At 62.5% G+C, this 26,513-nt stretch carries 29 protein-coding genes; 18 read left to right on the forward strand and 11 right to left on the reverse strand.

Features of this window, described 5'->3' with window-relative positions:
• Positions 1-8: 8 nt before the first annotated feature.
• The 4 genes from J3A64_RS02530 to J3A64_RS02545 are packed head-to-tail and all read left to right on the forward strand — an operon-like array spanning position 9 to position 1,910.
• Positions 9-530, forward strand: coding sequence for a universal stress protein (locus J3A64_RS02530; protein ID WP_014922331.1), 522 nt, complete (start codon positions 9-11; stop codon positions 528-530).
• Positions 517-957 carry a CrcB family protein gene (locus tag J3A64_RS02535; protein WP_162486166.1) on the forward strand — a complete coding sequence of 147 codons (441 nt, stop codon included), beginning with the start codon at positions 517-519 and terminating at the stop codon, positions 955-957. The genes J3A64_RS02530 and J3A64_RS02535 overlap by 14 nt, the downstream gene beginning before the upstream one ends.
• Positions 954-1,325: a fluoride efflux transporter CrcB gene (gene crcB, locus J3A64_RS02540; protein WP_011775486.1), complete on the forward strand. Its 372-nt coding sequence runs from the start codon at positions 954-956 to the stop codon at positions 1,323-1,325. Before J3A64_RS02535 ends, crcB begins: the two co-directional genes overlap by 4 nt.
• A 54-nt stretch (positions 1,326-1,379) precedes the next feature.
• Positions 1,380-1,910, forward strand: a complete 531-nt coding sequence (locus J3A64_RS02545) for a ferritin (RefSeq protein ID WP_011775485.1) — start codon at positions 1,380-1,382, stop codon at positions 1,908-1,910.
• A 42-nt stretch (positions 1,911-1,952) separates the two neighbouring features.
• Here the strand turns inward: J3A64_RS02545 and zapE are convergent, their stop codons facing one another.
• Genes zapE through J3A64_RS02565 form a run of 4 tightly spaced genes read right to left on the reverse strand, consistent with a single transcriptional unit; the run spans position 1,953 to position 5,061 of the window.
• Entirely contained in the window at positions 1,953-3,098 is a 1,146-nt protein-coding gene (gene zapE / locus J3A64_RS02550; protein ID WP_238324339.1) for a cell division protein ZapE, read from the reverse strand.
• Positions 3,095-4,090 carry a magnesium/cobalt transporter CorA gene (corA, locus tag J3A64_RS02555; RefSeq protein ID WP_011775483.1) on the reverse strand — a complete coding sequence of 332 codons (996 nt, stop codon included), beginning with the start codon at positions 4,088-4,090 and terminating at the stop codon, positions 3,095-3,097. The genes zapE and corA overlap by 4 nt, the downstream gene beginning before the upstream one ends.
• Positions 4,091-4,100: 10 nt before the next feature.
• Positions 4,101-4,526: a DUF1761 domain-containing protein gene (locus J3A64_RS02560; RefSeq protein ID WP_011775482.1), complete on the reverse strand. Its 426-nt coding sequence runs from the start codon at positions 4,524-4,526 to the stop codon at positions 4,101-4,103.
• Positions 4,527-4,545: 19 nt separating this feature from the next.
• Positions 4,546-5,061, reverse strand: a complete 516-nt coding sequence (locus J3A64_RS02565) for an Lrp/AsnC family transcriptional regulator (RefSeq protein WP_014922326.1) — start codon at positions 5,059-5,061, stop codon at positions 4,546-4,548.
• 173 nt (positions 5,062-5,234) lie between these two features.
• Between J3A64_RS02565 and J3A64_RS02570 the strand changes: the two genes are divergently transcribed.
• Positions 5,235-6,470 (forward strand): MFS transporter, encoded by a 1,236-nt coding sequence (locus tag J3A64_RS02570; RefSeq protein ID WP_210063575.1) that lies wholly within the window; start codon positions 5,235-5,237, stop codon positions 6,468-6,470.
• An 18-nt stretch (positions 6,471-6,488) separates the two neighbouring features.
• On the opposite strand, the gene J3A64_RS02575 is transcribed toward J3A64_RS02570, so the two are convergent.
• The 3 genes from J3A64_RS02575 to J3A64_RS02585 are packed head-to-tail and all read right to left on the reverse strand — an operon-like array spanning position 6,489 to position 8,952.
• Positions 6,489-6,995: an Lrp/AsnC family transcriptional regulator gene (locus J3A64_RS02575; protein WP_011775479.1), complete on the reverse strand. Its 507-nt coding sequence runs from the start codon at positions 6,993-6,995 to the stop codon at positions 6,489-6,491.
• Positions 6,996-7,049: 54 nt separating this feature from the next.
• Complete coding sequence (locus J3A64_RS02580; RefSeq protein ID WP_210063576.1) at positions 7,050-7,691, reverse strand: TMEM175 family protein; 642 nt, start codon at positions 7,689-7,691, stop codon at positions 7,050-7,052.
• A 31-nt stretch (positions 7,692-7,722) separates the two neighbouring features.
• Positions 7,723-8,952 (reverse strand): MFS transporter, encoded by a 1,230-nt coding sequence (locus J3A64_RS02585; RefSeq protein WP_014922324.1) that lies wholly within the window; start codon positions 8,950-8,952, stop codon positions 7,723-7,725.
• Positions 8,953-9,052: 100 nt separating this feature from the next.
• Here J3A64_RS02585 and J3A64_RS02590 point away from each other — a divergent pair, with 100 nt between their 5' ends.
• The gene (locus J3A64_RS02590) at positions 9,053-10,027 is read left to right on the forward strand and encodes a LysR family transcriptional regulator (RefSeq protein ID WP_011775476.1); all 975 of its coding nucleotides are present in this window, start codon (positions 9,053-9,055) and stop codon (positions 10,025-10,027) included.
• On the opposite strand, the gene J3A64_RS02595 is transcribed toward J3A64_RS02590, so the two are convergent.
• Positions 10,002-11,033: a nitronate monooxygenase gene (locus tag J3A64_RS02595; RefSeq protein ID WP_210063577.1), complete on the reverse strand. Its 1,032-nt coding sequence runs from the start codon at positions 11,031-11,033 to the stop codon at positions 10,002-10,004. The genes J3A64_RS02590 and J3A64_RS02595 overlap by 26 nt on opposite strands.
• A 41-nt stretch (positions 11,034-11,074) precedes the next feature.
• Between J3A64_RS02595 and J3A64_RS02600 the strand changes: the two genes are divergently transcribed.
• Positions 11,075-12,010 carry an N-acetylglucosamine kinase gene (locus J3A64_RS02600; RefSeq protein ID WP_011775474.1) on the forward strand — a complete coding sequence of 312 codons (936 nt, stop codon included), beginning with the start codon at positions 11,075-11,077 and terminating at the stop codon, positions 12,008-12,010.
• A 3-nt stretch (positions 12,011-12,013) separates the two neighbouring features.
• On the opposite strand, the gene J3A64_RS02605 is transcribed toward J3A64_RS02600, so the two are convergent.
• On the reverse strand, positions 12,014-13,045 hold the full coding sequence (locus J3A64_RS02605) for a pirin family protein (protein ID WP_014922321.1): 1,032 nt from the start codon (positions 13,043-13,045) through the stop codon (positions 12,014-12,016).
• Positions 13,046-13,095: 50 nt separating this feature from the next.
• Between J3A64_RS02605 and J3A64_RS02610 the strand changes: the two genes are divergently transcribed.
• From J3A64_RS02610 to J3A64_RS02650, 9 genes are all read left to right on the forward strand, one after another.
• On the forward strand, positions 13,096-14,892 hold the full coding sequence (locus J3A64_RS02610) for a beta-galactosidase family protein (protein WP_210063578.1): 1,797 nt from the start codon (positions 13,096-13,098) through the stop codon (positions 14,890-14,892).
• Positions 14,893-14,922: 30 nt separating this feature from the next.
• On the forward strand, positions 14,923-15,390 hold the full coding sequence (locus J3A64_RS02615; protein WP_014922319.1) for an NUDIX hydrolase: 468 nt from the start codon (positions 14,923-14,925) through the stop codon (positions 15,388-15,390).
• A 217-nt stretch (positions 15,391-15,607) separates the two neighbouring features.
• The gene (gene rsgA, locus J3A64_RS02620) at positions 15,608-16,795 is read left to right on the forward strand and encodes a ribosome small subunit-dependent GTPase A (protein WP_210063579.1); all 1,188 of its coding nucleotides are present in this window, start codon (positions 15,608-15,610) and stop codon (positions 16,793-16,795) included.
• 154 nt (positions 16,796-16,949) lie between these two features.
• On the forward strand, positions 16,950-18,044 hold the full coding sequence (locus J3A64_RS02625) for an ABC transporter ATP-binding protein (protein ID WP_014922316.1): 1,095 nt from the start codon (positions 16,950-16,952) through the stop codon (positions 18,042-18,044).
• Positions 18,044-18,784 carry an ABC transporter permease gene (locus J3A64_RS02630; RefSeq protein ID WP_210063580.1) on the forward strand — a complete coding sequence of 247 codons (741 nt, stop codon included), beginning with the start codon at positions 18,044-18,046 and terminating at the stop codon, positions 18,782-18,784. The genes J3A64_RS02625 and J3A64_RS02630 overlap by 1 nt, the downstream gene beginning before the upstream one ends.
• Positions 18,781-19,524 carry an ABC transporter permease gene (locus tag J3A64_RS02635; RefSeq protein ID WP_011775466.1) on the forward strand — a complete coding sequence of 248 codons (744 nt, stop codon included), beginning with the start codon at positions 18,781-18,783 and terminating at the stop codon, positions 19,522-19,524. The genes J3A64_RS02630 and J3A64_RS02635 overlap by 4 nt, the downstream gene beginning before the upstream one ends.
• Positions 19,521-20,477, forward strand: coding sequence for an ABC transporter substrate-binding protein (locus J3A64_RS02640; protein WP_011775465.1), 957 nt, complete (start codon positions 19,521-19,523; stop codon positions 20,475-20,477). The genes J3A64_RS02635 and J3A64_RS02640 overlap by 4 nt, the downstream gene beginning before the upstream one ends.
• A 120-nt stretch (positions 20,478-20,597) precedes the next feature.
• Positions 20,598-21,818: a pyridoxal phosphate-dependent aminotransferase gene (locus J3A64_RS02645; protein WP_011775464.1), complete on the forward strand. Its 1,221-nt coding sequence runs from the start codon at positions 20,598-20,600 to the stop codon at positions 21,816-21,818.
• 53 nt (positions 21,819-21,871) lie between these two features.
• A complete protein-coding gene (locus J3A64_RS02650) occupies positions 21,872-22,726 on the forward strand; it encodes a polyphosphate kinase 2 family protein (RefSeq protein WP_210063581.1) in 855 nt (284 codons plus the stop codon).
• Here the strand turns inward: J3A64_RS02650 and J3A64_RS02655 are convergent.
• Both J3A64_RS02655 and xseA read right to left on the reverse strand, forming a co-directional pair.
• The gene (locus J3A64_RS02655; RefSeq protein ID WP_011775462.1) at positions 22,723-22,971 is read right to left on the reverse strand and encodes an exodeoxyribonuclease VII small subunit; all 249 of its coding nucleotides are present in this window, start codon (positions 22,969-22,971) and stop codon (positions 22,723-22,725) included. The genes J3A64_RS02650 and J3A64_RS02655 overlap by 4 nt on opposite strands.
• Positions 22,972-23,026: 55 nt before the next feature.
• The gene (gene xseA / locus J3A64_RS02660; protein ID WP_210063582.1) at positions 23,027-24,304 is read right to left on the reverse strand and encodes an exodeoxyribonuclease VII large subunit; all 1,278 of its coding nucleotides are present in this window, start codon (positions 24,302-24,304) and stop codon (positions 23,027-23,029) included.
• 182 nt (positions 24,305-24,486) lie between these two features.
• Between xseA and J3A64_RS02665 the strand changes: the two genes are divergently transcribed.
• Together J3A64_RS02665 and J3A64_RS02670 are read left to right on the forward strand one after the other, a co-directional pair.
• Positions 24,487-25,350, forward strand: coding sequence for a hypothetical protein (locus J3A64_RS02665; RefSeq protein ID WP_210063583.1), 864 nt, complete (start codon positions 24,487-24,489; stop codon positions 25,348-25,350).
• A gap of 50 nt (positions 25,351-25,400) precedes the next feature.
• A complete protein-coding gene (locus J3A64_RS02670) occupies positions 25,401-26,486 on the forward strand; it encodes a 4-hydroxy-3-methylbut-2-enyl diphosphate reductase (RefSeq protein WP_014922310.1) in 1,086 nt (361 codons plus the stop codon).
• The last annotated feature ends 27 nt before the right edge of the window (positions 26,487-26,513 follow it).

Here is a 26,513-nt window from a genome sequence, read left to right on the forward strand (position 1 = left end):
ATTGCCCTGTGACTGAGATCCCCGCACCACGTCCCGAGGCCTCCGGCAGCATGTCCGGCCCCATCCTGGTAGGCGTGATGCCCGGGCAACAGCCTGTGGTCGTCGAGCAGGCAGCACACGTGGCCGCCCGCGCGCGCTTGCCGCTGGTCTGCGCATATTCGGATGTCACGGTGTACCCCGTCGATGGGACAACTGGCGGGCAGGCAGCCCCGATTGATCCGGATGGCGTTGCCGGAGCACAAGGGATACCGGATTCACTGACGGGCACCATTGCCGAGCAACTGGCTGGCCAAGACATAGGTTGGTCCATCGTGCCGCTTGCGGGCGAGCCCGCACGCGCCTTGGCACGTCTGGCCGCGGAAATTGGTGCCTCCATGATCGTGGTGGGAACACGGGAGCATAAGCTGACGGCCGCGCTCAAAGAGCTGACGTCGGGTTCCGTGGCCCGGCACCTGTTCCATCGCCAAGAGGTGCCTGTGCTCGTTGTCCCCGTGAACCCTCGGGTCCCGGACGACGATGACGACGACTGAGGCAAAGAAACCGATCCATCTTCACTGGGGTTTCATCGGCATAGTGGCGGCCGGCGGGGTGTTTGGAGCGCTCGCCCGGTACGGCCTTGGACTGGTGATACCAGCGCCGAATGCCTGGCCGCTTCCTACCTTGGCCATCAATCTCTCCGGCGCGCTGGCGCTGGGCGCCTTACTGGAGGGACTCTCCCGCAGAGGGCTCGACGTCGGCAGTCGCCGGGTTCTGCGGCTCGCCTTGGGTACGGGGTTCCTGGGCGCTTACACGACGTACAGCACCCTGGCTCTGGACGCAGTCCACCTTTTCACGGCGGATGAAGCACTTGGAGCTGCCGGCTACCTGGCAGCGAGCTTGCTCGGCGGAGCCGCGGCCACTACCGCGGGCATATGGTTGGGGGCGTGGCATCATCGCCGCGCAACGGGCAAGTCGTGACCGTCATACTCCTTGCACTCGCGGGCGGAGTCGGCGCAGCGGTCAGGTTCATGGTGGACGGTTTTGTCAGGCAACGCCTCAAGACTGCCCTCCCGTGGGGAACCATCCTGATCAATGTCACAGGTTCGTTGGCGCTTGGGTTCCTCGCCGGACTGGTGATGCGCGGCCAAGCGGCCGAATCCCTGTTCTTGATCCTGGGCACAGGCTTCCTGGGCGGATACACCACGTTCAGTACGGCGAGCCTGGAGACCATCCGGCTGATTCAAAGTGGAAGGACTGGCCTGGCGCTCATCAATGGATTGGGATCCATGGCAGCAAGCGTTCTTTCCGCTGCGGCCGGTGTGGGGATCAGCCTTCTGCTGCCGTGAGCAGTGGCCAACCTCACCACCAAAAGTGTCATGGGCCGGCTGTAGGATCGAGCCATGGCTAAGAAGACTTTCAATGAGCTGTTGTCCGCCCAGGTCGCCAATGAGTTTGCGGCCTCCCAGCAATACATCGCCGTGGCTGTGTATTTTGATGGCGAAGATTTGCCGCAGCTGGCCCGTCACTTCTATCGCCAGTCACTCGAAGAGCGCAACCACGCCATGATGATGGTCCAGTACATGCTGGACCGGAACGTGCACGTGGAGATTCCGGGCATCAATCCGGTCCGCAACAACTTCGCCAATGCCAAGGAACCCATCGCGCTCGCTTTGGAGCAGGAAAAAGAAGTTACCCGGAACATCGAGGAAATGTTCCGCGTTGCCCGCGCAGAGGGCGATGCCTTGGGTGAGCAGTTCATGCTGTGGTTCCTGAAGGAGCAGGTTGAGGAAGTCGCTTCCATGACTACGCTGCTGAACATCACCGAACGGGCAGAGAACCTTTTCGACATTGAGAACTACGTTGCCCGCGAAACCGTAGGCGACGGCGGACACGACGCAGGCGCCCCATCCGCCGCGGGCGGCGTCATCTAACTGCCCGCCTCGGGCACTTCACTACAAGAGGCCGCTGGATGCTTAGCTTCCGGCGGCCTCTTCGCTTTCCATGCTTGTGTCCGCATCGGAGCGGCCTAGCAGGGATAAACGGCTGGCGATGCGTGCCAGATCCACCGGCAGGACGCCGTCGCTTGCGTCAATGTCCCAGTCGAGTGGTCCCTCTCCTATCAGGAACAAGGTGATGTCCTGGTCGTAGAGCACATCCACCACGTTGCTGAACCGCTGCCAGGCCGGCGCGGATGCAGCATCACCTTCCGCTGGGACGGGGACGTCGTCAATGACCCACGTTTTGTGCGTTTCGGCCAACGCCAGAAAGTCCGCCGTCGAGGTCAGCCCGCTGCACAGCTCCTCAAAACCGACCCACAGGAGCTCCGGGTCCGAGTTCTTGACCACGATTGGTTGGGTGGTGGGATTCAACACCCGGCTTTGTGAGGGCGGGGGCCGGAAGAGGCCGAGACGTCCCAGCTGCCGCGGTGTACCGGGGGAGACGATGCGTCCCGACCGGAAAGCACCATGACCCGGGCCGGTATCACTCACCGGATAGCGACGAAAATCCGAGGCGCCATTGATCTCCACGAGGTCCATCATCTCCTTGATGGCCTCGATGGTGGGCAGGAAATGGTCATGCCACAGGGGATTGGGCAGCAAATCATCCGGGGCGTAGTTGGACGTAACCACCAGGAGGACACGACGCTGCGCGGCGGTCCGCAGCAGACGGGAAATGAACATGCCATCACCGATGTCGTGCACGTGGAACTCGTCAAAAAACAGCACCTCCACACCGTCCAGCAGCGCGTCCACTGACTGCTGGATCGCTGTTCCGTTACCGGCCTCCGGGCCATGTGTGCCGCTGTGGAGCTTGCGGAAGAAATCGTGGAAGTGGACCCGCCGTTTCCGCGCATCCAGCCGTCCGTAGAAACTGTCCATCAGCCACGTTTTACCGCGGCCCACAGGTCCGTGGAGGTAGAGGCTTCGTGGTGACTTCCGCGGAAGCGCCCGACGGCGGCCGGTAACCTGCGCACCAAAGGCCGCCAACCGCTCGGCTGCTTGCCGCTGACTGGGTTCAAGCTCAAAACCCGACCGCACGGCGTCGTGCGCCATGCCCTCAATCAAAGTCCTCGCAGGGTTCCGCGAGATGCGCGAGGCGGGCTTAAAGGTGGGCGTCACAGCCAACCTTTGCGTTTGAAGATGACATACATGAGCAAGGCGGCGCCGAACATGAGGCCAACAGCCAAGGGATAGCCGAACTCCCAGTGCAGCTCAGGCATATGGTCGAAGTTCATTCCGTAGACGCCCGCCACGAAGGATGGAGCGAAGAGGATGGCAGCCCAGGAAGAGATCTTCTTGACCTGCTCGTTTTGGGCAGCGCTGGCCTCGTTCTGGCGGTTGGCAGTCAGTGTGCCATCGAGGGTGAGGGCGTTCTGAAGGAGATCCCGGAATGAGTTGGCCCTGGAGATCACGCGTTGGACGTGGTCCTCGACGTCCCGGAGCGAGCGCTGCAGCTCGATGTCGACGCCGTACTTTTCGAAGCCCTTCTCCAGCAACACCATCATGTCCGGCAGGGGATGAATGGCACGCTGGAACTGGATGACTTCGCGGGCGAGCTCATAGATACGGCGTGAAACGGCGCTGTCGCCGCTGAAGAGTTGGTCTTCAATTTCGTCGATGTCGTTTTCGAGGCCTGCAACTACTGGAGCATAGTCGTCCACCACTTGGTCCAGGAGGGCGTAGAGCACTGCTTCCGGGCCGTGGCGGAGAAGGTCCGGGCGCTCCTCAAGCCGCTTGCGCACACGGGCAACTCCGCCGGTTTCGGCGTGCCGGATGGTCACTACGAAGTTTGGTCCGGTGAAGACGTGCAGTTCGCCGAACTCAACAGTTTCGGTTTCGTCCAGGTAGCGGGCCGGCCGCAGTACCGTGAACAGGTTGTGGTCGTAGCGTTCAAGTTTGGGTCGCTGGTGCGCCGAGACGGCGTCTTCCACGGCGAGTTCGTGGAGCCCGAACTCTTGGGCCACGGCGGCCATCTCCTCCTTGGTGGGACGATACAGCCCGATCCAGGCCATGCCGCCGTGTTCCGCGAGCATCTCAAACGTCTGTTCGAGGTTATGCGGGGTGGCAGTGCGGACGCCGTCTACATATACGGCGTTGTCGATAATGGTCACTGGTTGAACGCTACTGCATGGCTCCGATGATGGCGCCCGCGATGGTCATTGCCACGATGTCGTGGCCGGAATCGATCACGGTTACCGCTGATGGGCGCCCGGCGAAGCCGTTGTGAATCACATGGCCGCCGGCACGGAATATCACGGCCAGGATCAGCGCGAAGAAACCGCCGGCCAGGAAGGTATTGAGGTCCAACGCGCTGATGAGGACAGCGAGGAGAATGCTGGTCAGTGCTGCTGCCACCATCATGGGAAGCCAAATGCTTGCGCCGCCTTCGATGTTCTTGAGGTCCTCTTCGGTCTTGCCGATTGCCTGCATCCACCTGCGACCGAGTACGGCCGGCATGTACCAGACGAAGCCGATCACCATGCTTGCAACAAAGGCCAGAAGTATGGCGAGCCAGTTGATCTGGGAAATGTGTGAGAGCCAATCCATGCCTAAAATCCTAGTCCGTTCAAGCCTCCGAGCCGGTGCTCCGCCCCTCTTGCCGGGGCCGTGTTGGTGTTGCCGCCATCCTCCCGATGAGTGGCTCCGTGCGGTACGGGATATGGGTGTGCAGGGCAAGCACTGTTTCGGTCCTGATGACTCCCTTGGTGCGGAGCACCGAGCGCAACGCAGACTGCAGGTTGTGAGTGTCCGTTGCTACCACCCGGCACCACAGATCGCCGCGGCCGGAGATTTCATGAACCTCCAACACCTGGGGGATCAGGCGCAAGGCGCCGATGACGCCGTCGAGTTCCCGGTGGGTGACTTCAATGGTCACAAAGGCGACGACGTCGTACCCCACCTTTTCGAGATCTACCTCCCGGCCGGCGGCTTGCAGCACGCCGGAACGGAGAAGGCGCTTGACCCTGCTTTGGGCCGTGTTGCGTGCGATGCCCAGTTCGTCGCTCAACTCGGCGATCTGGATGCGGGGATCTTTGATGAGTTCCAAGAGGATCTTCAAGTCCATGGGGTCAAGGGTGTTCAAATGGTCACTCCAGCTCACTTGGATCGTGTTACTTTGCGTGTTTTGCTCAATCTTCGCATCCTTAAGGTTCTCTGAGATCAGAGTTACTGCATTCTATTGCCATCAATACTTAGCCGGGCTGCGCTTCCCACAAGGAAACCAACAGCCCGGCCACCGAGTCCGAAGGCATGGAAATGACTGTCTTGAGCGAACTCCGCATGCGCCCGGCCACAGCCGAGCGCTGGGGATGGGATGCCTCCACCACCGCCAGGCTGGTCTTGGCCGGGGTTGTGATCTTTACGCTGCTGGTTGGCGCCAACATCGCCACGCCTTTGTATCCCTTGCTGCAAGCCAGGCTCGGCATGTCTTCGCTGGGAGTGACGGTTGCCTTCTCGAGCTATGTACTCGCGCTGGTGGGGGTTCTCATGGTGGCGGGTCATTGGTCGGACCACATTGGGCGGAGGGCAGCGCTGGTGCTGGCCGTGCTGGTTGGTTTGGTGGGTGGCGTGATTTTCGCGAATGCGGACTCGCTTGTCACGTTGTCCCTGGGCCGGGCGCTGCAGGGCGTGGCCGTAGGACTCGCAACCGGAGCCAGTTCGGCGGCCTTGCGCGAACTGCTGCCACAGCGGCCCGACTGGGCTTCCCGCTTTACTCTGCTTTCCTCTGCCGGGGGCGTTGCTGCAGGTCCCGCAATCGGTGGCGTCTTGTCGCTCTTGCCCGACCCCACACGAACTCCGTACTACATCCACTCGGCGGTATTGATAGCAGCGCTCATTCCGTTGAGGTTGCTGAAAGCCAGGCCCGCCATCGCGCCCGCGGAAGGGCCCAAGCCCCTCAAGGTCCTTGCCCCGCGGAAGCCGTCCATCTCGCAAGACGCACGCGGAGCATTCTGGATGGCAGCGGCCACCGGATTCCTGAGTTTCGCGGTGTTCGGTTTCTGCCTTTCCCTGGCACCCGGATACTTCGCCAGCGTGGTTCACGCCGATTCACGGCCCCTGATCGGTCTGCTTGCCGGTGTCACTTTGGGTGCCTCGGCCTTGAGCCAGTTGCTGGGTGCACGCGGAAAGTTCGTCGTCCCCGTGGCACTTGCCGTGCTGGGCGCCTCGGTGGTTTTGGTGGGAGCTGCGGCGGCGTGGTCAAGCCCTTGGCTGCTGGTAGCTGCCAGCATCACAGCGGGAGTGGGCCAAGGAATTGCCTTCAGGCAGGTCTTCAACGAGGTGGCCGGGAAGGTGGAAGCTGCCCGCCATGCACAAGTCATCAGCACCGTGTACGTCATCACGTACCTGGGGAGCGCTGTTCCGGTGATTGGGCTCGGACTGGCAGTCTCGGCGCTCGGCCTGCAGACCGCCGTCGTGGGTTTCACGGCTTTGTGTGGCGCGGCAGCCCTGGCGCTCGCGGCTGTGTCTCTTCGGAAGGCCTTGCGGGACTGAAACCCGATGCCCCGGCTCTTACTCGGGCAACGGTCCCCGGTTGCCGGGGATGTGCTGGAACACCATAGTGGTTTCCGTGTGGCCGACCACGGGGTCCGTGGCGAGGTTGTCCAGGAGCCAGTTACGGAGGTCGTCGGTGTTGGCGACGGCAATGTGGAGAAGGTAGTCCACTGAGCCGGTGGTGTGAAAAGTGGAGATGACCGCCGGGAGCTTGGGGACCCGCGCAGTGAAGCGGTCAATTTGGTCACGGTCATGGGCACGCAGCCGAACAGCGATGAGAGCCTGAACAGAGCGGCCGATGGCCGGCAGGCTCAACACAGCTTCGAAGCCCTCGATGATTCCGCGTTCAGAGAGCGCCCTGGTGCGCATCAGGGCCGTGGACGGCGCGATTCCCACGAGTTCAGCCAACTGCTTGTTGGAGATCCGTGCGTCGTCCACCAATGCTGCGAGGATTCGTTCATCGATCGCATCCAGCGGCTCTGCGCTGCCCGTGCTTGACCGAACATTCTTCGTGGGGTTGCTCACGGATCCTCCTGAAATTGCCTTTCGTCCATCCTAATCCGTGAAATCTTCAGGTGACTATCGCTTCGCGGGCGAGCGACGACCTCGCCGCCGGTCCAACCGCTGGAGCGGCTCACTGAGCAGCATCAACAGCAGGGGCCAGTTTCCGGCGCCGGGAATGACAACGGCCAGAACGAGTGCTGCAAGGAAGAGCCCGGACACGATCCAACTTGCTCGAATGCCCATCACGGCGTCGTCGTCAGCCATGTCGTGGAGGTCAGGGTGGGACCGGAGGTAGATGCGGGCCAGAAGAAGCAACAGGCTGGTGGCGAACAAGGTTCCTATATAGACCAGTGGCTGTGCCCAATCAGACTCCATCTGGGTGGATAGTGACGTCGCAACGGGCATCACCACAATGGTGAACATCCATGCCACGGTCAACCACAACAAACCCGCGTCCACCTGCTTGACGCTGCGAAAGAGCTTATGGTGGTGCACCCAAAAAACTGCGATGAGGATGAAGCTCAGGGCAAAACCGAGAAGGGCGTATTGTTCCTCCGCCAACCACTCAGCCGTAGTGCCGTCATGGTCCGCCAGTTCACCCACGCTCTCCATGAGCGGCAAGATCAACAACGTCAATGCAATCGCCACCACGGCATCCGTAAACGCCTGCAAACGCTCCGGTGACGACAGCTCCCGGTTTTTCGTGACCTGTGTCATGCCTCCGATTGTAGGGGCAGACCGCCTTGAATCAGCGGGAGTGGCGCGGTGGGCGGTGAACAATCAAAGTGACTGCCGCCGTCGTGATGGACAGCGCAATGACACTCAACGCCAAAGCCGGCCAGCCAAATGCCTGAAAGGCCAGGCCGCCTGCCCAACCGATAACGCTGGAACCCAGGTAGTAGGACAGGTTGTACAGGGATGCTGCTTGAGCGCGGCCTGTGGTTGCAATGGCACCGGTCCACCCGGAGCCGACGCTATGGGCGGCGAAGAAGCCACCCGTAAAGATCACCAGCCCGGCCAAGGTGGCTGTCAGGTTCTCCACCAACGTCATGGCCAAACCTGCCGACATGACGGCGATACCAGCCAGCAGGACGTTCCGCCGGCCAAACTTGGCGGTCAGCCCGGCCGCCCAACGTGAGCTGACGGTTCCGGACAAGTACGCCAGGAAGATCAGGCTGACAACCGTGGCGGGTAGGCCAAATGGTTCGGCATGCAGCCGGAAGCCGAGGTAGTTGTAAACGGCAACGAAGCCACCCATGAGCAGGAATGCCTGCAAATACAGCGACAACAGCTTGGGGTTGCTGGAGTGCCCGCCCAAAGTTCGGAGGGCCCCGCGAAAACCTATGGCCGGTGCCGGACTGAAACGCCGCTGCTTGGGAACAAGGACCAGGAACAAGACAGCGGATACGGTGGCCAGCAGGGAGACAGCGAAGGCTGCGGCACGCCATCCCCAGAGTTCTCCAACGGGGCCGGCCACCAACCGCCCGGCCAAACCGCCCAGTGTGGTTCCGGCAACGTAGGTGCCGGCTGCGAGGGCAGTGTGAATCTTGGTGACTTCCTCATTGAGGTAGGCGATAGCGATCGCGGGAATGCCGCCCAGGGCCATGCCTTCCAAGGCTCGGAGCCCCAGCAACACGGGCACGGTTGGCGCAAGTGGAACCAGCAGGCCCAGAAGCGTTGCGGCGGCTATGCCGATGGCCATGGCACGGACCCGGCCTATCCTGTCGGCCACAAAGGACCATGGAAGTACGGTGACAGCCAGGCCCACAGTGGCCAGGGAGATGCTCAGGGCAGCTTCAGCTGCCGTGATCCGGAGGTCGGCGGCCATGAGCGGAAGCACGGCCTGCGTGGAATACAGCTGGGCGAAGGTCGCGACGCCGGCAAGCGCCAGAGCGGCCAGGACGCGGCTGTAGCCGCGGGATCCTTTGACGTGTCCATCCCAGGAATCGGTGCTGGCCATGGAGGTAGCTTTGCTCACCGAGCCAGACTAGGACCAAGCTGACCCTGCGTTCCAATGCATAGGTCATCTACGATTGATGCGTCAGTGCATGAATACTTCCTGCGAACAATGGAGCCTCATGGAACCCGACCACCAGCAACTCGTACAGCTTCTTCCCCTGCTGCCCGTCCTTGCTGAGCTCGGCCGAACGGAACACATGACTGAAACCGCTGAGATCCTCGGCATTCCACAGTCGACCGTGAGCCGGGCAGTGGCCCGGGCCAGTGCCATCGTCGGGATGGACTTGCTGATCCGCGACGGCCGGGGGATCCGGCTTACGCCTGCAGCCCGGACTCTATTGCCCTACATCGAGGCAGCGCTGGAGGATTTCCAAGCCGGGCTGGACAGGGTGCGGCATGAGTCGGACGTTGTCCGGGGTCGCATTGGGGTTTCGTTTCAACACACTTTCGGTGAAGCGACCCTCCCTCTGCTCATCAGCGCCTTTCGCGGCCGCCACCCGCACGCGGTGTTCGACCTCTGGCAGGGTCCCCGCGACGATTGTCTGAAGCAACTGGCCGACGGCAGCATGGATTTCGCTTTGACAGCACCGATTGCGCCGGAGGGGCGGGGTATTCACGCCCTGCCGCTGTACCGCGAACCCTTGCGCGCAGTGTTGCACTACCGCCATCCTCTGGCGCACAGGTCAAGCGTTCACCTCTCCGAACTCCGGCAGGACCCCTACATCACACTTCCGGAGGGGGTGGGCCTGCGGGCGCTGGGTGAGGCGCTCTTGCGGGAAGCCGGCTTCCGGCCCCGGATCGCCTTTGAAGTCCAAGAGTCCACGTCCGCGCGCGGATTGGTCTCCGCCGGGTTGGGGTTCAGCATCCTGCCGCCGGCGGGGCCAGGATCGGGGACGGGCCAGTTCCTTCCGGAGGCCGAACTTGGCCTCGTTGAAGTGGCCATCGAATCGGACCTGGCGTTCCGGCAGATCGGCATCGCCTGGCGGGAGCGAAGCTTCGAGCCGGACGCCGTCAGACTGTTCAGGGAACTCGTGGTCAATGAGGGCGGGAATCTGCTCGCCGAACTTGTCAGAGCCCGTTCAGGAACTCCCTGACCACGTCCTTTGCCGAGCCCTCCCTGGCCTGCTGCCAGCCGGTCCCTGCCCACAGGTTGAGGCGGTGGGGATCTCCCGCCGCGGATGACGCAGCCCGAACGGGGCTCGTCAGGTGGTGGATGGCGGGATAGCCCTCCGGAGCGTCACGATGATCGCGGAGGAACTCGTTAACCAGCGAACGAGCCCATCGTCCTGTGAAAGCCCGGGTCATTGCCGTGTCCGTGAAGGCAGGGTCGCCCAGGGCATCCTTGTGCGGCTTCCGTGCACCGCTCTCGTCCGTGCGAACCAAGGCGGTACCCACTTGCGCGGCCGCCGCGCCGGCCGCGAGCACATCACGCAGCGCGGCGCTATCCATGATGGCGCCCGCCGCTATCAGCGGAAGTCCGACGGCGGCACGCACCTGGGTTACCAGTTCCGCCGTCGTACGGGCTGAAGGCTCCCGTCCGCCAGGCAGAAAGGCTGCCGTGTGTCCGCCCGCAGAGCTATGTTGCACTGCGATGGCATCAGGGCCTTCCTCAGCAGCAGCAAGAGCTTCCTCCACACTGGTGACACTGGAGATGACCTGGCTGCCGGCTTTTTGAAGGGCCCGGACCACAGGCTTTCCCGGGAGGCCAAACGCGAAGCTTACAAACTCCACCGGGTAGGCCAGCAGGGCGTCGATCTTGTCCTGCCACGCATCATCGTCATCAAGCCGAAGTGGAGGCAGGGTCACGCCGTAGCGGGCTGCCTCCGGTTCAAGTTCGGCCCGGTACGCCTCCAGATGCGCCCGGGCCTCCGGGCTAGGCGGGAGCTGACGTGGGTCCGGTACGAACACGTTCATGCCAAACGGAATGTCGAGTGCCCGCGTGGCAGCGATTTCGGCAGTCATGGCTTCGGGGCTCTTGTAACCGGCGGCGATGAAACCCAGCCCGCCACCCGCATGAACTGCTTGCACCAACGCCGGTGTAGACGTTCCCCCGGCCATGGGAGCTGCAATAAACGGTGTACCAAACAGGGATTCAGGCATGTGCGGTTTCTCCTCCGGACGCTCCAAGCTAGTCTTTCACGGTGAACAATCTTGACTCGGTCCAGCATTCCCAAGCTTCCGCGGAAGCCGTGAGCGGTACCGTCATCGGCCTCGACATCGGCGGCACAAAAACCCGCGGCGTTCGGTTCGAAAACGGCACGCCGGTCCGTGATGAGAATGCAGGCAGTTCCAACGTCCAGAACGTCAGCCGGGAGCAAGCCGCAGCCAACCTGGCTGAATTGTTCGGCAAAATCGGTGGCGGTCAGATCGACCAGGTGTACGCAGGCTCCGGTGGGATAGACACCGATGAAGACGCACAGGCGCTCGCCGACCTCATCGCACCCCATGCTCCCGGTGCCCGCATTACGGTGGTTCACGATTCACGCCTGCTTTTGGCAGCCGGGGGAGCGAACACAGGCGTCGCAGTAATTGCCGGCACCGGCTCAGCCGCGTGGGGCAAGAACGACGCCGGCGAGGAAGCCCGGGCCGGTGGCTGGGGCTACCTCCTGGGGGATGAGGGTAGCGGTTACTGGCTGGGGCGCGAGGCTGTCCGGCACAGCCTGCGCCGGATGAACCAAGGCAAGGAGCCTGATCGGCTCAGCCGGGCATTGTTGGACTCCGTCGGTGTGGACGAACCCGGCAAGCTGATCGCACTGTTCCACTCCCCGGATACGGGCCGCCGCTATTGGGCACAGCAGGCCCGGTTGGTGGTGGAAGCCGCCGACGCCGGTGACGAAACCTGCCGGGCATTGGTGGACCAGGCGGGTCGTGACCTGGCTGACCTCGCCGAACAGGCCGTCCGCCAACTTGGCCTCGACGGTCCGGTGATACTCGGCAGTGGACTCGGCATGAATGTCCCGCGGCTGCAGGAAGCGTTCAAAGCCAAGTTGGCCGAAAGCGGCATCACTGATGTGCGTATTCTTCAGCAGGACCCCGTGTTCGGCGTCCCCCGGCTTGTAGCGGAACAGCGACTCTAGAACTTAGCCTCGAGTTCGTGGGCGCAGCTTGACTCCCGGCAGCGGCGGGGCGGGAATGCGGCCGGCCTCCGGTCCCGCATCAGGACCATGGCCTGGCACGAAGCCGAAGCGCGAGGTCGCGGCAGCGTCGTCGTCGAGCAATCCTTCGGCTTCCCACTCCTCGCGCGCCTTTTCCACTTCCTCGTGCGTCCTGCCCACGAAGTTCCACCACATGAGCAAGTCTTCTCCGAACGGTTCGCCGCCGAGGAGCATGAAGCGGGTGTCCGGCTGCGCTTCCACCAAAAGGCTGGATCTTCCGGCGCCCAAGTAGGCCAGTGGACCGGCTTCGATGTCCTGGCCATCGATGACTACATGGCCATCCAGGACCAGTACGGCGTGCTCAAAGTCCGGCCGCAGCGGAAGCTCAAGGGACCCCGTACCCGTGATGTCGGCTCCAACGATAGGGCTGAACATCGTGGCGGGGGAGCGCTGGCCCGCGAACTCGCCCACCATCACGGTGGCGGTAAAACCTTCACCGACTGCTACCGGCAAGTCTTTCACTTGTTCGAATGACGGCGCACGGTGCCGGTGCTCTTCCGGCAGGGCAACCCACAACTGGAGTCCGCGGGACACGGGAATTTCCTCAACCAACGGACTCGACCCGGCATCGGTGGTTGCCGGGAGGACGGAGAACTCGGAGTGGGAAATCCCGTGGCCTGCAGTCATGATGTTCAACTCGCCAGGGCGGACCACTACATCGCTGCCCACGCTGTCGCGGTGCCGCACGGCGCCTTCCATGGGCCAGGTGACCGTTTGCAGTCCGCAATGCGGATGGGGGAGTACGCTCATGGCCACCCGGTCCGGGCCGAAGCTGTCCAGGAAGCACCAGGCACCCACGGTGGGCAGTCCACGCTGGGGCAGCGTCCTCATGACGTTCATGGCGCGCACCCCGCCCAAAGGAACCTCACGCTCGGGCCACAGCTGAACGCAAGGACCTTGACCTTCCGGCGCCGCGGGGCATACTTCCTGGGCGGGGGAAGTATCTAGATTGGTCATGTGATCATCACCTGTGCATAAATGTTGGAAATTGAGCTAATCTGTTCCACGTGAACAACGCCCTGCTGAGCTACCACGACGCCGTCCTTTACCGTTCGGGTGAACCGTATCGCATCCTCGCCGGAGCCATCCACTACTTCCGTGTGCACCCGGACCTGTGGCAGGACCGGCTGCGTCGGCTCAAGGCGATGGGCGCCAACACGGTGGACACGTACGTTGCTTGGAACTTCCACCAGCCTAAGCGCGACGAAGCTCCGGACTTCAGCGGCTGGCGGGACTTGGGCCGGTTCATGGACCTCGCAGCCGAGGAAGGGCTGGACGTCATCGTCCGCCCCGGGCCCTACATTTGTGCCGAGTGGGACAACGGCGGCTTCCCCTCATGGCTGACAGGCATGCCCGGCATCGGCCTTCGGTGCATGGACCCGGTGTTCACCGCTGCCATCGAGGAGTGGTTCGATAACTTGCTTCCCATCGTCGCCTCACGGCAGACCTCCGCGGGTGGTCCGGTGGTGGCGGTACAAATCGAGAACGAATACGGCAGCTACGGCGACGACCACGAGTACATTCGCTGGAACCGGCGCGCGCTGGAGGAGCGCGGTATCACTGAACTCCTTTTCACAGCAGACGGCGGCACGGACTACTTCCTCGACGGCGGCGCGGTGGAAGGCACGTGGGCGACAGCGACGTTGGGAAGCCGCGGCGACGAAGCGGTAGCTACATGGCAGCGACGCCGGCCCGGCGAGCCGTTCTTCAACGTTGAGTTTTGGGGTGGCTGGTTCGACCACTGGGGCGAACACCATCACGGGCGGGATGCCGAAGACGCCGCATTGGAAGCACGCAAGATGCTGGATCTGGGCGGTTCACTCTGTGCCTACATGGCCCACGGCGGAACCAACTTTGGCCTCCGCTCCGGCAGTAACCACGATGGCACCATGCTTCAGCCCACGGTCACCAGCTATGACTCGGATGCACCCATCGCTGAGAACGGCGCCCTGACTCCCAAGTTTCATGCCTTCCGTAAGGAGTTCTACCGGGCACAGGGCGTTGACGACCTGCCCGAACTCCCAGCTGACTTGCTGGCAGACGCGCCGGTACTCCCGGCGCAGTCCCTGCCGTTGAGCCCCGGACCGGAGCTGCTGGAGCTCGTCAGAGACGCCGGCAAGCCGGTCAGCAGCGTCAAACCGCTCAGTTTCGAACAACTGGGACTCGACGGCGGCATGGTCCTCTACTCCTCCGAAGCCATACTGCCGGGCCGTCCCGATGCCCCCACAGAGAGCCGGTTGAAGATCACCGGCCTCAATGACCGTGCCTACGTTTGGTTGGACGGCACCTTTGCCGGTGTCCTGGACGACGTCAACGGCTCTGAAGGACTGCCTGTCACGGGCACCGGCATCGCTGCCAAGCTCGAAATCCTCGTGGAAAACCTCGGCCGCATCAATTACGGCCCGCTGATCGGTCACGGCAAGGGAATCCTGGGCGGCGTCCTCGTCAATCAGCGCTACACCTTCCACTGGAGGCAGACACCTGTTGACCTCGCAGAGTGGGGTCCGGAAGACCTGGTCGGACTGGCAGGAAGTGACTTTGAGGTGGGGGAACCAGCCGACACCTTCATTGCCTTGCCCGATTCCGGGAAGGGCTTTGTTTGGCTGAACGGCTTCCTTTTGGGCAGGTACTGGGAGAAGGGCCCGCAGGTTACCCTCTACGCACCCGCTCCGTTGCTCAAAGCCGGCCGCAACAGCATCAAGGTGCTGGAACTCGGGAAGCCGGGGACCGTCGTCGAACTTCGCGAGGCGCCTGACCTAGGTCCCGAAGAAGCGGGTCCGGTCAAGGCGGCCGAACTTCCGTAAGGATCCGACCCGAGGAATTATGCTGGCTGCATGACCCTGGAGTTCGATACCCGCCCAGCCGCTTACGCCGTGATTGTCCAAGATGAGAAGATCCTGCTGGCGTACTGGAAGCAGGACGGCAAGGAAGGGTGGACGCTACCAGGTGGAGGCCTGGACCTGGCCGAACACCCCGTGGACGGCTGCAGGCGTGAAGTCCTTGAGGAAACCGGCTACGAAGCGCGCATTGAACGCATGCTGGGGATCGACGTTGGCCACTGGCCGGGCGAGACGCGGCCGGACGGCTCGGTGAAGGACTTCCAAGCACTTCGCCTGGTGTACGAGGCCACGGTGGTGGGTGGCGAACTCACTCATGAGGTGGACGGCAGTACAACCCACGCCGCCTGGATTCCGCTGCAGGACGTTGGGAAGCTCAACCGCGTGTCCCTGGTGGACACGGCACTGCGCCTGCACATCGAGCGCCCCTCTGACGGGAAGCTGCGCCCCGCAGAGGGAAGCTGAGCTGGAAGGCCTAGCCAAAAGTGCGCGATGTTGGATACGCTGAACATCGTTTCCGGCTCACCAGCTGCCGGTCTTGATGCCGAGGAGGTGGATTTGATGATTGCCGCGATCTTGCGCGCCCCGCTCTCAGTTGCGGCGCGCCGTCATCAGCCCACCATTCCTGTCCCGGCATCAGCCTGCCGAAGCTAGGCGGCCGGGCCTCATCAGAGGCATTTCATTGAACACTTACGCTTCTTCAAGCAACCCTTCTTTTAGTTCCACCCAGCAGTTACAAGGGACCAAGCAGCTACAAGGACCAGCGCAGTTCGGCTTCACCGATAAAACTGCGGATCTTTTCCGTGCCCATGCCGCGCCGGAAGGCCAGGAAACTGCCATCCCCGGCCGCATAGTCCGCCTGGACCGGAATCGGTTGCTCGTGGCATCCGCCAACGATCTGCTCCATCTGCCCTACCCAAGCCATGGGCATGTACCGGCCACGGGGGACTGGGTGTGGGTCGGCCACAACACCGCCGGTGAGCCCGCCGTCGTCGAGGTCCTTCCCCGGCATTCGGCGCTGAGCCGTAAGCGGGCCTACGAGGCATCCTCCGAGGAACAAATCCTGGGCAGCAACATCGACATTGTTGCGGTGGTGGTGCCCGTGGACCGTCCTCTGACCCATAACCGCCTCGAGCGGACATTGGTGGCTGCATGGGATTCCGGTGCCACGCCGCTTGTAGTGATCACCAAGGCCGACCTCGCTCACCTCGCGGATGACGTCGTAGGGGAGGTTATTTTGCAGGCCGGAGGCGTTGATGTCGTCACAACGTCCGCGGAGCAGGGCGACGGCCTGGACGAATTGATGCAGCACATCCCCGATGGTGCAACGTTGGTTTTGCTTGGTCCCTCCGGTGCCGGGAAATCAACGCTCATCAATGCCCTCGCGGGTCGTGAGGTCCAGCAGACAGGCGCCGTCCGGGCCGGCGACGGCAAGGGCAAGCACACAACCACCTCGCGGGAGCTGGTGCCTCTGGCCGGCGGCGCGGTGCTCATGGATACGCCGGGAGTCCGTGGTTTTGGGCTCTTCGACGCTGACGAGGGGATGGAAGAGATGTTCGGCGATCTGGAGGATCTGTTCTCCCGGTGCCGATTCACGGATTGCGCCCATCAGGCAGAACCGGGATGCGCTGTCCAGGAGGCGCTCGCGGAGGAAAACCTCGATCCTCGGCGCTGGGCCAGTTACCTCAAGCTGCAACGTGAACTCGCGGCCCTGGCCAGGAAACATGATGCGGCCGCCCGCCGCGCGTACCAACGGGAATGGCACCAAAAGGTGATGTCAGCGGACCGGGGCCAACGCGCAGCGGAACGATACCGGCACGACCAAGCTGCGGAACGGGCCGGGAAAGGCGGCAAACGACGGAAACGCTGAACATTGCCGATTCATTACGGAACTCGTGGCGGCGCTGACATCGTCGGTGGTGCTGGCTACGCTGGGTGAAGATTGCTTTGCAGCCAAGTAATAAGAGTGCATATGATCATCTGGCTCTACCGATGTTCTCCACCACAGATAGGTAAGCCCGGGTATGGCCGAAGCCATGATTGAGTTCAAGAGCGTCACCAAGCAATACCAGGGCGGGCAACCGGCGGTGGACGCCCTCACCATGTCCATCGACAAGGGCTCCATCACTGTGTTCGTTGGCCCGTCGGGCTGCGGTAAAACGACTTCCCTGCGCATGATCAACCGGATGGTGGAGCCCACCAGCGGAACCATCACTGTTGCAGGCGAGGACGTCTCACAGGTTCCTGCGGCGAAGCTCCGCCGTTCCATGGGCTATGTCATGCAGTCCTCGGGCCTGCTTCCGCACCGTTCCGTCTTGGATAACATCGCCACCGTTCCGCGGCTCAACGGCGTTTCCAAGGCTGCGGCACGGAAACGCGCTGCGGAACTGCTCGACGTCGTCGGGCTGGCTTCCGTACTCGGCAAACGGTACCCGTCCCAACTCTCAGGTGGTCAGCAGCAGCGCGTGGGGGTTGCCCGCGCGCTCGCTGCTGATCCGCCGGTGCTGCTGATGGATGAACCCTTTAGCGCCGTGGATCCTGTGGTCCGTGACGAACTGCAGCAGGAACTTCTGCGTTTGCAGCGGGAATTGGCCAAGACCATTGTCTTTGTCACGCACGACATCGACGAAGCCACTGTTCTCGGTGACAAGGTGGCAGTGTTCGCCGTCGGAGGCAGGCTCGCGCAGTACGCCGCCCCGGAAGAGATTCTTCGGGCGCCTGCCAACGACTTCGTGGCCTCCTTCGTGGGACGCGACCGCGGTTTCCGGCACCTCGCGTTCAGTGCGGCAGACTCCGTGACCCTTCACCCGGTGACCATGGTCAGCCCATCGGATGGCCATCACGCGGGACGGGCGTCGGGCGAGTGGGCCTTGGTGGTGGATGAAGACTCACGACCACTCGGGTGGTCCTCACCGCGTGACGGCGCCGGGCTGATCCCCGGAGGTTCGCTCTTCCGCAAGGGAGATACGCTGCGGCGCGCGCTTGATGCGGCGTTGTCGTCGCCGTCGGGCCTTGGCGTCGCGGTTGACGACGACGGCAGGGTGGCCGGAGTCCTGAAGGCGCCAGAAGTCCTGGCACTCATCGAAGAAGTCCGCCATCACAGGGAGGACGCCACCTGATGGAGTGGTTCCTTGCCAACAGTGGCGTGGTCCTGGGACTGGCCGGGCAGCACATGGTGCTCGCCATTATCCCGATGATCCTTGGCCTGCTGATTTCCGTTCCCCTGGCCCAGCTGGCCCGGCGCAACAGCACGCTCAGGTCAGTGGTGGCTACGGCCACGTCGTTGCTCTATACCATTCCGTCCCTGGCCCTGTTCATCATTCTTCCCACCATCCTAGGCACGCGGATCCTGGATCCGCTGAACGTGGTGGTGGCGCTGACCATCTATGCCGTGGCCCTGTTGGTCCGGGCGGCGATGGATGCGTTCGACTCCGTGGATGACGACCTCCGAAACGCTGCCGTTGCCATGGGTTTCAAACCCCTGGCCCGCTTCTTCCAGGTGGACCTGCCGCTGTCTTTGCCGGTGCTGTTCGCCGGGCTTCGCGTGGTTTCGGTCAGCAATATCTCCTTGGTGAGCGTGGCGGCACTGCTGGGAGTGGGCAACCTTGGAGTTCTGTTTACGGATGGCCTGCAGCGCACGTTTATCACCGAAGTTGTGGTTGGCATCATTGCCATCCTGGTGCTGGCACTGTTGATGGATGCTGTTCTGGTGGTCTTGGAGCGGCTCTTGACGCCGTGGTCCCGAGCAGCAGGGGGAAAGCCTTCACGTCCGGACGCCAACGCCCTGCTCACCGAACCTAAAGCCGGACCTGCGACGCCGCACGCGGCCCTCCGCCCTGACCCGGGAGCGTCGGGATGAACATCTTTGCCGAAACGATCGCGTGGTTGACCAACCCCAAGAATTGGGCTGGAAGCGGCGGAATCCCCACCCGGCTGCTGGAGCACCTGCAGTACAGCGGACTGGTGCTGCTCATCGCCGCAGCAATTGCTGTGCCCATTGGTCTCTACATTGGCCACACCGGCCGTGGCCGGGTGGTCGCGGTAGCTGTCGCCGGAGCATTGCGTGCCCTCCCGACGCTTGGTTTGCTGGTCCTCTTCGCATTGCTCGCCGGCAGTGGCTTGATGCCGCCAGTGTGGGCGCTGGTCATTCTGACGGTGCCGCCGCTGCTTGCCGGGACGTACGCCGGCATTTCCAGCGTTGATGCCACGGTGGTGGACGCTGCCCGGGCCATGGGCATGACCGAACTTCAGATCCTGTTCCGCGTGGAACTGCCCAACGGACTGCAGGTGATGTTCGGGGGCATCCGCACCGCGGTTCTGCAGGTCATCGCGACAGTCTCTGTGGTTGCCTACCTTCCGTTGGGTGGGCTTGGCCGGTATCTGTTCGACGGCCTCGTGCTGCAGGATTTCCCGAGGATGCTCGGAGGCTCTCTGCTCATCGCGGGGTTGGCCATCGCAGTGGACCTGGTCCTGGCCGGCGTACAAAGGCTCGTCATCTCGCCCGGCCTGACCCTCGACTCAAGCGGCCGCCAGAAGGCAGCCGACGATCTCACAGCCACGGTTCCCGCCGGGGCTGCCGTTCAAGGAGGTACATCATGAAAAACCCCGTCCCCATGACTCTTACGCGCCGTGGTCTCGGCGGCCTTGCCGCTGGACTGGGTGTGGCCCTCGCGTTGAGCGCCTGCGGCGGCAGTCCCTTGGCCACGCCTTCCACCTCGGCGCCCAGCGGTTCCGCCGCCGGAGGCTCACTGGTAGTCGGTTCGGCAGACTTCCCGGAGAGCCAGGTCATCGCAGAGATCTATGTCGGTGCCCTCAACGCGGCTGGTCTCACAGCCACGTCCAAGCCGAACATCGGGTCGCGCGAGATCTACTTCAAGGCTGTCCAGGACGGCTCCGTGGACCTCGTCCCGGACTACTCCGGCAACCTTCTCTCCTACGTGGACACCGAGGCTACCGAGGTTTCTGCCGAGGACGTCTATAAGGCACTCCCGGGCAAGCTTCCAGACGGCCTCGCAGTCCTGGAGCCGGCCAAGGCCGAGTCCAAGGACGCCATGGTGGTCACCAAGGCCACGGCGGAGAAGTACCAGTTGAAGTCCATCGAGGACCTGGCCAAGGTCTGCAAGGACTTCACCATGGCTGCACCGGCCACGTTCGAGACCCGTGCCTACGGCTTCCCGGGGCTGAAGGCCAACTATGGTTGCGAGCTCAAGGGCCTGCAGCCCTTCAACGACGGCGGTGGCAACCTGACCCTCCAGGCTCTCCTGGAGGACAAGGTTCAGGTGGCGGACATCTACACCACCACGCCGTCCATCGCAGATAACGACCTCGTCGTCCTGGAAGATCCGAAGAACAACTTCAAGGCACAGCAGGTCCTGCCGTTGGTCAAGGAAGCCAAGATGACGGACAAGGCCAAGGAAGCGCTCAACAACGTTTCCAAAATCCTCACTACGGACGACCTGATCAACCTGAACCGTGCAGTCAGCGGCGACCAGAAGCAGTCGCCCAAGGATGCCGCAGCCGCATGGCTGAAGGACAAAGGCATCGTCAAGTAGTACCTGAACAAAACCGCGTACGACGGCGGTGACGGACCCGCGCGGGACCGTCACCGCCGTCGTCGTATCTGTGAGTTAAGTCTCAGCTGAACTGCATCACCCGTGTGGCATATTTGAGGGATGGCGAATTTCAAGCAGTCCACCAAGCTTCATAATGTCCTCTACGACATCCGTGGACCGATTCTTCAGGCCGCCCAGCAAATGGAAGCGGAGGGTCACCGGATCCTCAAACTGAACATCGGAAACCCGGCACCTTTTGGTTTTGAAGCGCCGGACGCCATTTTGGTGGACATGATCCGCCACCTGCCGAACGCCCAAGGCTACAGCGATTCCCGCGGAATCTTTTCTGCCAGGACCGCCGTTTCGCAGTACTACCAGACGCGCGGCATCCAGAACATCCACGTTGACGACATCTACCTCGGCAACGGTGTCAGTGAGCTCATCACCATGTCCCTCATGGCACTCCTGGACGACGGTGATGAAGTGCTGATTCCCACGCCGGACTACCCGCTGTGGACGGCTTCCGTCGCGCTGGCCGGTGGCCGTCCCGTGCACTACCTCTGCGACGAAGAGTCCGGATGGCAGCCCGATCTTGAGGACATGGAAGCCAAGATCACGCCGCGGACCAAGGGCATTGTGGTGATCAACCCCAACAACCCCACCGGCGCCGTCTACCCGGAGGAGACCCTCAAGAAGATCGTCGCGTTGGCAGAGAAGCATGGATTGGTTCTTTTCGCTGACGAGATCTACGAGAAAATCCTGTACGAAGACGCCGTCCACATCAACCTCGCGGGGCTCACCGGTGATGACGTCCTGTGCTTGACGTTCAGCGGCCTGTCCAAGGCCTACCGCGTCTGTGGCTACCGCGCCGGCTGGATGGCAATTTCCGGGCCCAAGAAGGATGCCGCCGATTACCTTGAGGGCATCAACCTGCTGGCCAACATGCGCTTGTGCGCCAACGTACCTGCACAGCACGCCATCCAAACCGCGCTCGGCGGCTACCAGAGCATCAACGATCTCATCCTTCCCGGCGGCAGGCTCCTGGAGCAGCGCAACAAGGCCTACGACCTCCTGAACGCCATTCCCGGAGTCAGCACGCAGCAGGCGCGCGGTGCCCTATACCTGTTCCCGAAGCTGGACCCGGAGGTCTATCACATTCGGGATGACGAGAAGTTCGTCCTGGATCTGCTGAAGGAACAGAAAATCCTGGTGTCCCATGGGCGTGCGTTCAATTGGGTTCGTCCGGACCACTTCCGAATGGTGACCTTGCCCAACGTCAAGGACATCGAAGAAGCCATTGGGCGCATGGCGGACTTCCTGTCGAGGTACCCGGGCAACTAGCCTGAGGTCCATAGCCGCGCCATGAGGGCGCGGCCGGGCAGAAAGGCATGCCAATGGTTGCTGCAGTTGAGTTCGCCAAAAGTCCGGCCGAAGTACTGAGGGTTGGATCGGGGTTTTCGCTGGCAGGCGTGGATCCCGAATCCACACCCGGCTACACCGGTGTGAAAGCTGATGGCAAGGCGTTGCTTGCCGCGCAGGACGCGCGGCTGGCGGAACTGCAGGAAAAGCTCTTCGCCGAAGGAAAGTTCGGCAACCCCAAACGGCTCCTGCTCATCCTTCAGGCCATGGATACTGCGGGCAAGGGCGGCATTGTCAGCCACGTTGTTGGCGCCATGGACCCGCAAGGCGTACAACTGACCGCCTTCAAAGCGCCTACGGACGAGGAAAAGTCGCACGACTTCCTCTGGAGAATCGAAAAACAAGCCCCTGCCGCCGGAATGGTGGGGGTGTTCGACCGCTCGCAGTACGAAGACGTGCTGATCCACCGTGTCCATGGCTGGGCGGACGCTGCCGAACTGGAGCGCCGGTACGCCGCGATCAACGACTTTGAGTCACGCCTGACCGAGCAGGGAACCACCATCGTCAAGGTCATGCTCAATATCAGCAAGGACGAACAGAAAAAGCGTTTGATCGCCCGGTTGGACGATCCCAGCAAGCACTGGAAATACAGTCGCGGCGACCTCGCGGAACGTGCGTACTGGGATGACTACATGGACGCCTACAGCGTTGCCTTCGAGAAGACCTCCACAGAGATTGCTCCTTGGCACGTGGTGCCGGCAAACAAGAAGTGGTACGCACGCATCGCAGTCCAGCAACTGCTGCTGGATGCCCTCGGCGGTTTGCAGCTGGACTGGCCCAAAGCTGACTTCGATGTCGCCGCTGAGCGCGCCCTCGTGGTGGAATCCTAGGCTGGGGTCCCGCCGTCGCTGCTGGCATCGCGGGCCGTGGCCAGTCGCTTCCGAGCGCCCTCAAGCCAGTCTTCGCAGCGCTTGGCCAAGGCCTCGCCACGCTCCCAAAGGGCCAGTGATTCTTCCAAACTGGCTCCGCCTGCCTCCAAACGTCCCACCACCGCCACGAGTTGCTCGCGGGCTTCCTCGTAGCTCAGTCCGTCAAGGGATTCAGGATTCGGCGCTGTTTGGTTGTTCTCGGTCATGATGGTCCTTTGTGCTTGTGGTGGTCGACGACTTGTGGGTGCCCAACGGGAGTTGTCAGTGTTCGACGAGCTGACCCGCTCCAGCGGATACAGCCCTGAAACGGCCCTCGGCCACCCGGATGCTCAGTGGCGTCCCGTCCGGCGCTTCATCCGGGCTACTGACAACGTGGTGCCCCGCCTGGTCCTCGCCCACAAGTTGAACAACGGCATAGCCGCGGTCCAAGGTCTTTTGTGGCGATAGGGCACGGACTTGGGCACGCAAGTGGTGGACCTGGTCCAACGCCCTGACCACCGCTGTACTGACCGCAGAATGCGTCCTGCGCTGCAGGCGGTGGATGTCCTCGGAGCGGGCATCCACCATTGAAGCGGGAGTGGCCAATACCGGCCGGGACCTTAGAGCGTGGAGACGATCTGTCTCCCTGTCCACCATGCGGCTGATACTTCGGCGGAGATGGTCCCTGGCCTGTCGAACCATGGCCAGTTCCTCGGCGACGTCCGGGACGATGCGCTTGGCGGCATCCGTGGGTGTTGACGCCCGGAGGTCCGCTACATCGTCCAGGATGGGACGGTCGGCTTCATGGCCGATGGCGCTGACGACGGGCGTGGTAGCTGCCGACACGGCACGAATGAGGTCTTCATTGCTGAACGGCAGGAGGTCTTCCAACGCGCCGCCACCGCGGGCCAGGACAATGACATCCACGTGCGGGTCGGCGTCCAGTCTTTTCAAGGCCGCGATGATTTGTGAAACAGCGGTGTTACCTTGGACAGCTACTTCGCGGACGTCAAACTCAACCGCCGGCCAACGCAGGGCGGCGTTGCGCATGACATCTTTCTTGGCGTCGGATTCCCGGCCGGTGATGAGGCCGATACGGTGGGGGAGAAGGGGCAGCTTCCGTTTCCGGGAATCCGCGAACAGGCCCTCGGCTGCCAAAGCTTGGCGCAGCCTTTCGATCCTTGCCAGCAGATCTCCCAGGCCCACCGGACGGATGTCTTTCACTGACATGTTCAGACGCCCGGTCTTCACCCAGAAGTCCGCCTTCACCAAGGCGACCACGCGCGAGCCACGCTCCAGGGGTACCTTCTGGCGGTCAAGTACCGTTGACCAGACGGATGCAGGAAGTGAAATCTCCGCGTCAACATCACGCAGTGTCAGAAAGGCGTTACCACCCCGGCGGTTCAGTTCAATGACCTGACCTTCGATCCAAGCAGCCGGCGCCCGCTCAATGTGTGCCTTGAGCTTGCGGGAAAGCAACTGCAGGGGCCAGGGGTTGTCCGGGCTGGTTTCGGCGGCAGTACCCGGCAGCGTGGATTCCGGCGTTGCTTCAGCGGACATGGGTGGCCCGTACCTGGTTCAGTCGCCGTGCTTGTTCCTGCATTGTCATTGTCCTCGCTTAAGGGTGCGGCTGTGGGTGCTAACCGGCCTTCCAACTCTATCCATAGCTTGGGCAACACCTCCGACATTTTTTCTGTCATGTGGACAGACCTAGGATGGTGGCATAGCCCCCGAGCCCGAGGATGACCTTGCGTACTTTTGTCTCAGCATTGGGAGTGATCCTCGCTCTACTCCTCACTGCCGTAGCCGTTCCTACCGCGTGGGTCGACCAGAACATCGTCAAAGAAGAGGGCTTTGTCCGGATGGCGGGTGCGCTGGGCAATGATCCGGAATTCCAAAGCCGGCTCGCCACGGCCGCTGTTGGTACGTTCGAGTCCTCAGTGGATCTTCCAGGACCTATACAGTCCTTGGCGGCCGATGCACTCGGCAGCGCTGCATCGGGCATGCAATCGTGGAGCGACTACCCCCAAGCGTGGGAAGAGACGGTGCGAAACAGCCACAAGCTGAACTTCGGCGCGGCGAAGCAAGCTGAGGAGGCCGCCACCACCACTGCCCTGGTCCTTGATATCAGCCCTTTGGTCAGGCTTATTCGCGATCACTTCGCGGAGGCCACCCGAATTCGGATTGATGTTCCGTCGGAAAGCTTGGTGTCCTTGGGGGAACCTTCCCACCGTCAGCTGGTGGAGCGGGTGGCGGCCTTTGCGCCCCTCTGGTGGGTGGCCGCCCTCGGTGCTGTGCTCTCCGTGCTCCTGGCGCTTGTTGCCACGCGTCGGCGTTCCCTGGTGCTGGTTTTCCTCGGACTGGGAGGCTTGGCACTTGCTGCTCTCTGGACGGCCGGTGCGGATCTTGCAGGGGGAGTGATCGGCAACCTGTCCAGCGCAAACGGTGTGGCTGAACTGTTCAAACAGGAGTTCCTCACGGCAGCCAAAACAGGGTTTGGGGAATGGATTGTGATCGCGGCGGTGGCGTCGGGCGCAGTCTTTGTGGCAGGCGTCATAGGCTCCGTCCTGTCAGGGCGACGAGGGTCACGTTCGGCCAGCAGCTAAAGTCCGGCCCGATAGCAGGGAGGCAAAGTCCGGCCCGGTAGCATGGAGGAATGACCAGCACAGCAGTTTCCATTCCTATGCCCACGGTGCCCCGTAGACGCCGTTCCCCGGAAGAGGTTCAGGCAGCGGCGCCCGTCACGGGCCCCAAGAAGGTTCTGTTGGCGGCCCCCCGGGGTTATTGCGCCGGTGTGGACCGGGCCGTCATTGCTGTGGAGAAGGCCCTGGAGCATTACGGCCCTCCCGTCTACGTACGCAAGCAAATCGTCCACAACGTGCATGTGGTCAGCTCCCTGGAGGAACAAGGGGCGATCTTCGTCGAGGAGACAGATGAGGTCCCCGAAGGCGCGTTGGTGATCTTCTCCGCGCACGGCGTCTCGCCGGCAGTGGTGCAATCAGCCGAGGATCGTGGACTGCGCACCATTGATGCCACGTGCCCTCTGGTGACCAAAGTCCACAAGGAAGCTGTGCGCTTCGCCAAGGAAGATTACGACATCCTCCTCATAGGCCACGAGGGTCATGAGGAAGTCGAAGGAACAGCCGGCGAGGCACCGGAGCACATTCAGATCATCAACGGTCCCCACGAGGTAGACAAGGTCACCGTCCGCGATCCGGAGAAGACCATCTGGCTTTCCCAGACAACGCTGAGTGTGGACGAAACCATGGAGACTGTTCGCCTGCTCAAAGACCGGTTCCCCACGCTGCAGGATCCGCCCAGCGATGACATTTGCTACGCCACCACCAACCGGCAGGTGGCTATCAAGAAGATCGCACCACAGGCTGACCTCGTGATTGTTGTGGGTTCGGCCAACTCGTCCAACTCCGTGCGCTTGGTTGAAGTAGCCCTCGAATATGGTGCCAAGAGCTCGTACCGCGTGGACTTCGCCAATGAAGTGGACGAGTCGTGGTTCGAGGGCGTTGCCACCGTAGGTGTGACTTCGGGTGCGTCTGTTCCCGAGGTGCTCGTCAAGGATGTCCTGCGACTCTTGGCTGACTACGGTTACGGCGAGGTCCAGGAAGTGGTGACGGCAGAGGAAGACCTGCTTTTCTCGCTTCCCAAGGAACTGCGGGCCACCCTGAAGAAAGCCGGCGACGTCACACGCGCCCTAGGCGGCCGTGGAAACCGTCCGACGTCCTAGCAAATAGTTGGTATAGCTGGTCCGGGA

The organism is Pseudarthrobacter sp. PvP004, from assembly GCF_017876035.1.
Classification (GTDB): Bacteria; Actinomycetota; Actinomycetes; order Actinomycetales; family Micrococcaceae; genus Arthrobacter; species Arthrobacter aurescens_A.

Excerpts from the sequence above, each read along its gene's own strand:
- J3A64_RS02535 (WP_162486166.1), top strand. The coding sequence starts at position 517 with ATGACGACGACTGAGGCAAAGAAACCGATCCATCTTCACTGGGGTTTC.
- J3A64_RS02545 (WP_011775485.1), top strand. The coding sequence starts at position 1,380 with ATGGCTAAGAAGACTTTCAATGAGCTGTTGTCCGCCCAGGTCGCCAAT.
- J3A64_RS02560 (WP_011775482.1), bottom strand. The coding sequence starts at position 4,526 with ATGGATTGGCTCTCACACATTTCCCAGATCAACTGGCTCGCCATACTT.
- J3A64_RS02570 (WP_210063575.1), top strand. The coding sequence starts at position 5,235 with ATGACTGTCTTGAGCGAACTCCGCATGCGCCCGGCCACAGCCGAGCGC.
- J3A64_RS02580 (WP_210063576.1), bottom strand. The coding sequence starts at position 7,691 with ATGACACAGGTCACGAAAAACCGGGAGCTGTCGTCACCGGAGCGTTTG.
- J3A64_RS02590 (WP_011775476.1), top strand. The coding sequence starts at position 9,053 with ATGGAACCCGACCACCAGCAACTCGTACAGCTTCTTCCCCTGCTGCCC.
- J3A64_RS02595 (WP_210063577.1), bottom strand. The coding sequence starts at position 11,033 with ATGCCTGAATCCCTGTTTGGTACACCGTTTATTGCAGCTCCCATGGCC.
- J3A64_RS02605 (WP_014922321.1), bottom strand. The coding sequence starts at position 13,045 with ATGACCAATCTAGATACTTCCCCCGCCCAGGAAGTATGCCCCGCGGCG.
- J3A64_RS02615 (WP_014922319.1), top strand. The coding sequence starts at position 14,923 with ATGACCCTGGAGTTCGATACCCGCCCAGCCGCTTACGCCGTGATTGTC.
- J3A64_RS02625 (WP_014922316.1), top strand. The coding sequence starts at position 16,950 with ATGGCCGAAGCCATGATTGAGTTCAAGAGCGTCACCAAGCAATACCAG.
- J3A64_RS02630 (WP_210063580.1), top strand. The coding sequence starts at position 18,044 with ATGGAGTGGTTCCTTGCCAACAGTGGCGTGGTCCTGGGACTGGCCGGG.
- J3A64_RS02635 (WP_011775466.1), top strand. The coding sequence starts at position 18,781 with ATGAACATCTTTGCCGAAACGATCGCGTGGTTGACCAACCCCAAGAAT.
- J3A64_RS02640 (WP_011775465.1), top strand. The coding sequence starts at position 19,521 with ATGAAAAACCCCGTCCCCATGACTCTTACGCGCCGTGGTCTCGGCGGC.
- J3A64_RS02645 (WP_011775464.1), top strand. The coding sequence starts at position 20,598 with ATGGCGAATTTCAAGCAGTCCACCAAGCTTCATAATGTCCTCTACGAC.
- J3A64_RS02650 (WP_210063581.1), top strand. The coding sequence starts at position 21,872 with ATGGTTGCTGCAGTTGAGTTCGCCAAAAGTCCGGCCGAAGTACTGAGG.
- J3A64_RS02655 (WP_011775462.1), bottom strand. The coding sequence starts at position 22,971 with ATGACCGAGAACAACCAAACAGCGCCGAATCCTGAATCCCTTGACGGA.
- xseA (WP_210063582.1), bottom strand. The coding sequence starts at position 24,304 with ATGTCCGCTGAAGCAACGCCGGAATCCACGCTGCCGGGTACTGCCGCC.
- J3A64_RS02665 (WP_210063583.1), top strand. The coding sequence starts at position 24,487 with ATGACCTTGCGTACTTTTGTCTCAGCATTGGGAGTGATCCTCGCTCTA.
- J3A64_RS02670 (WP_014922310.1), top strand. The coding sequence starts at position 25,401 with ATGACCAGCACAGCAGTTTCCATTCCTATGCCCACGGTGCCCCGTAGA.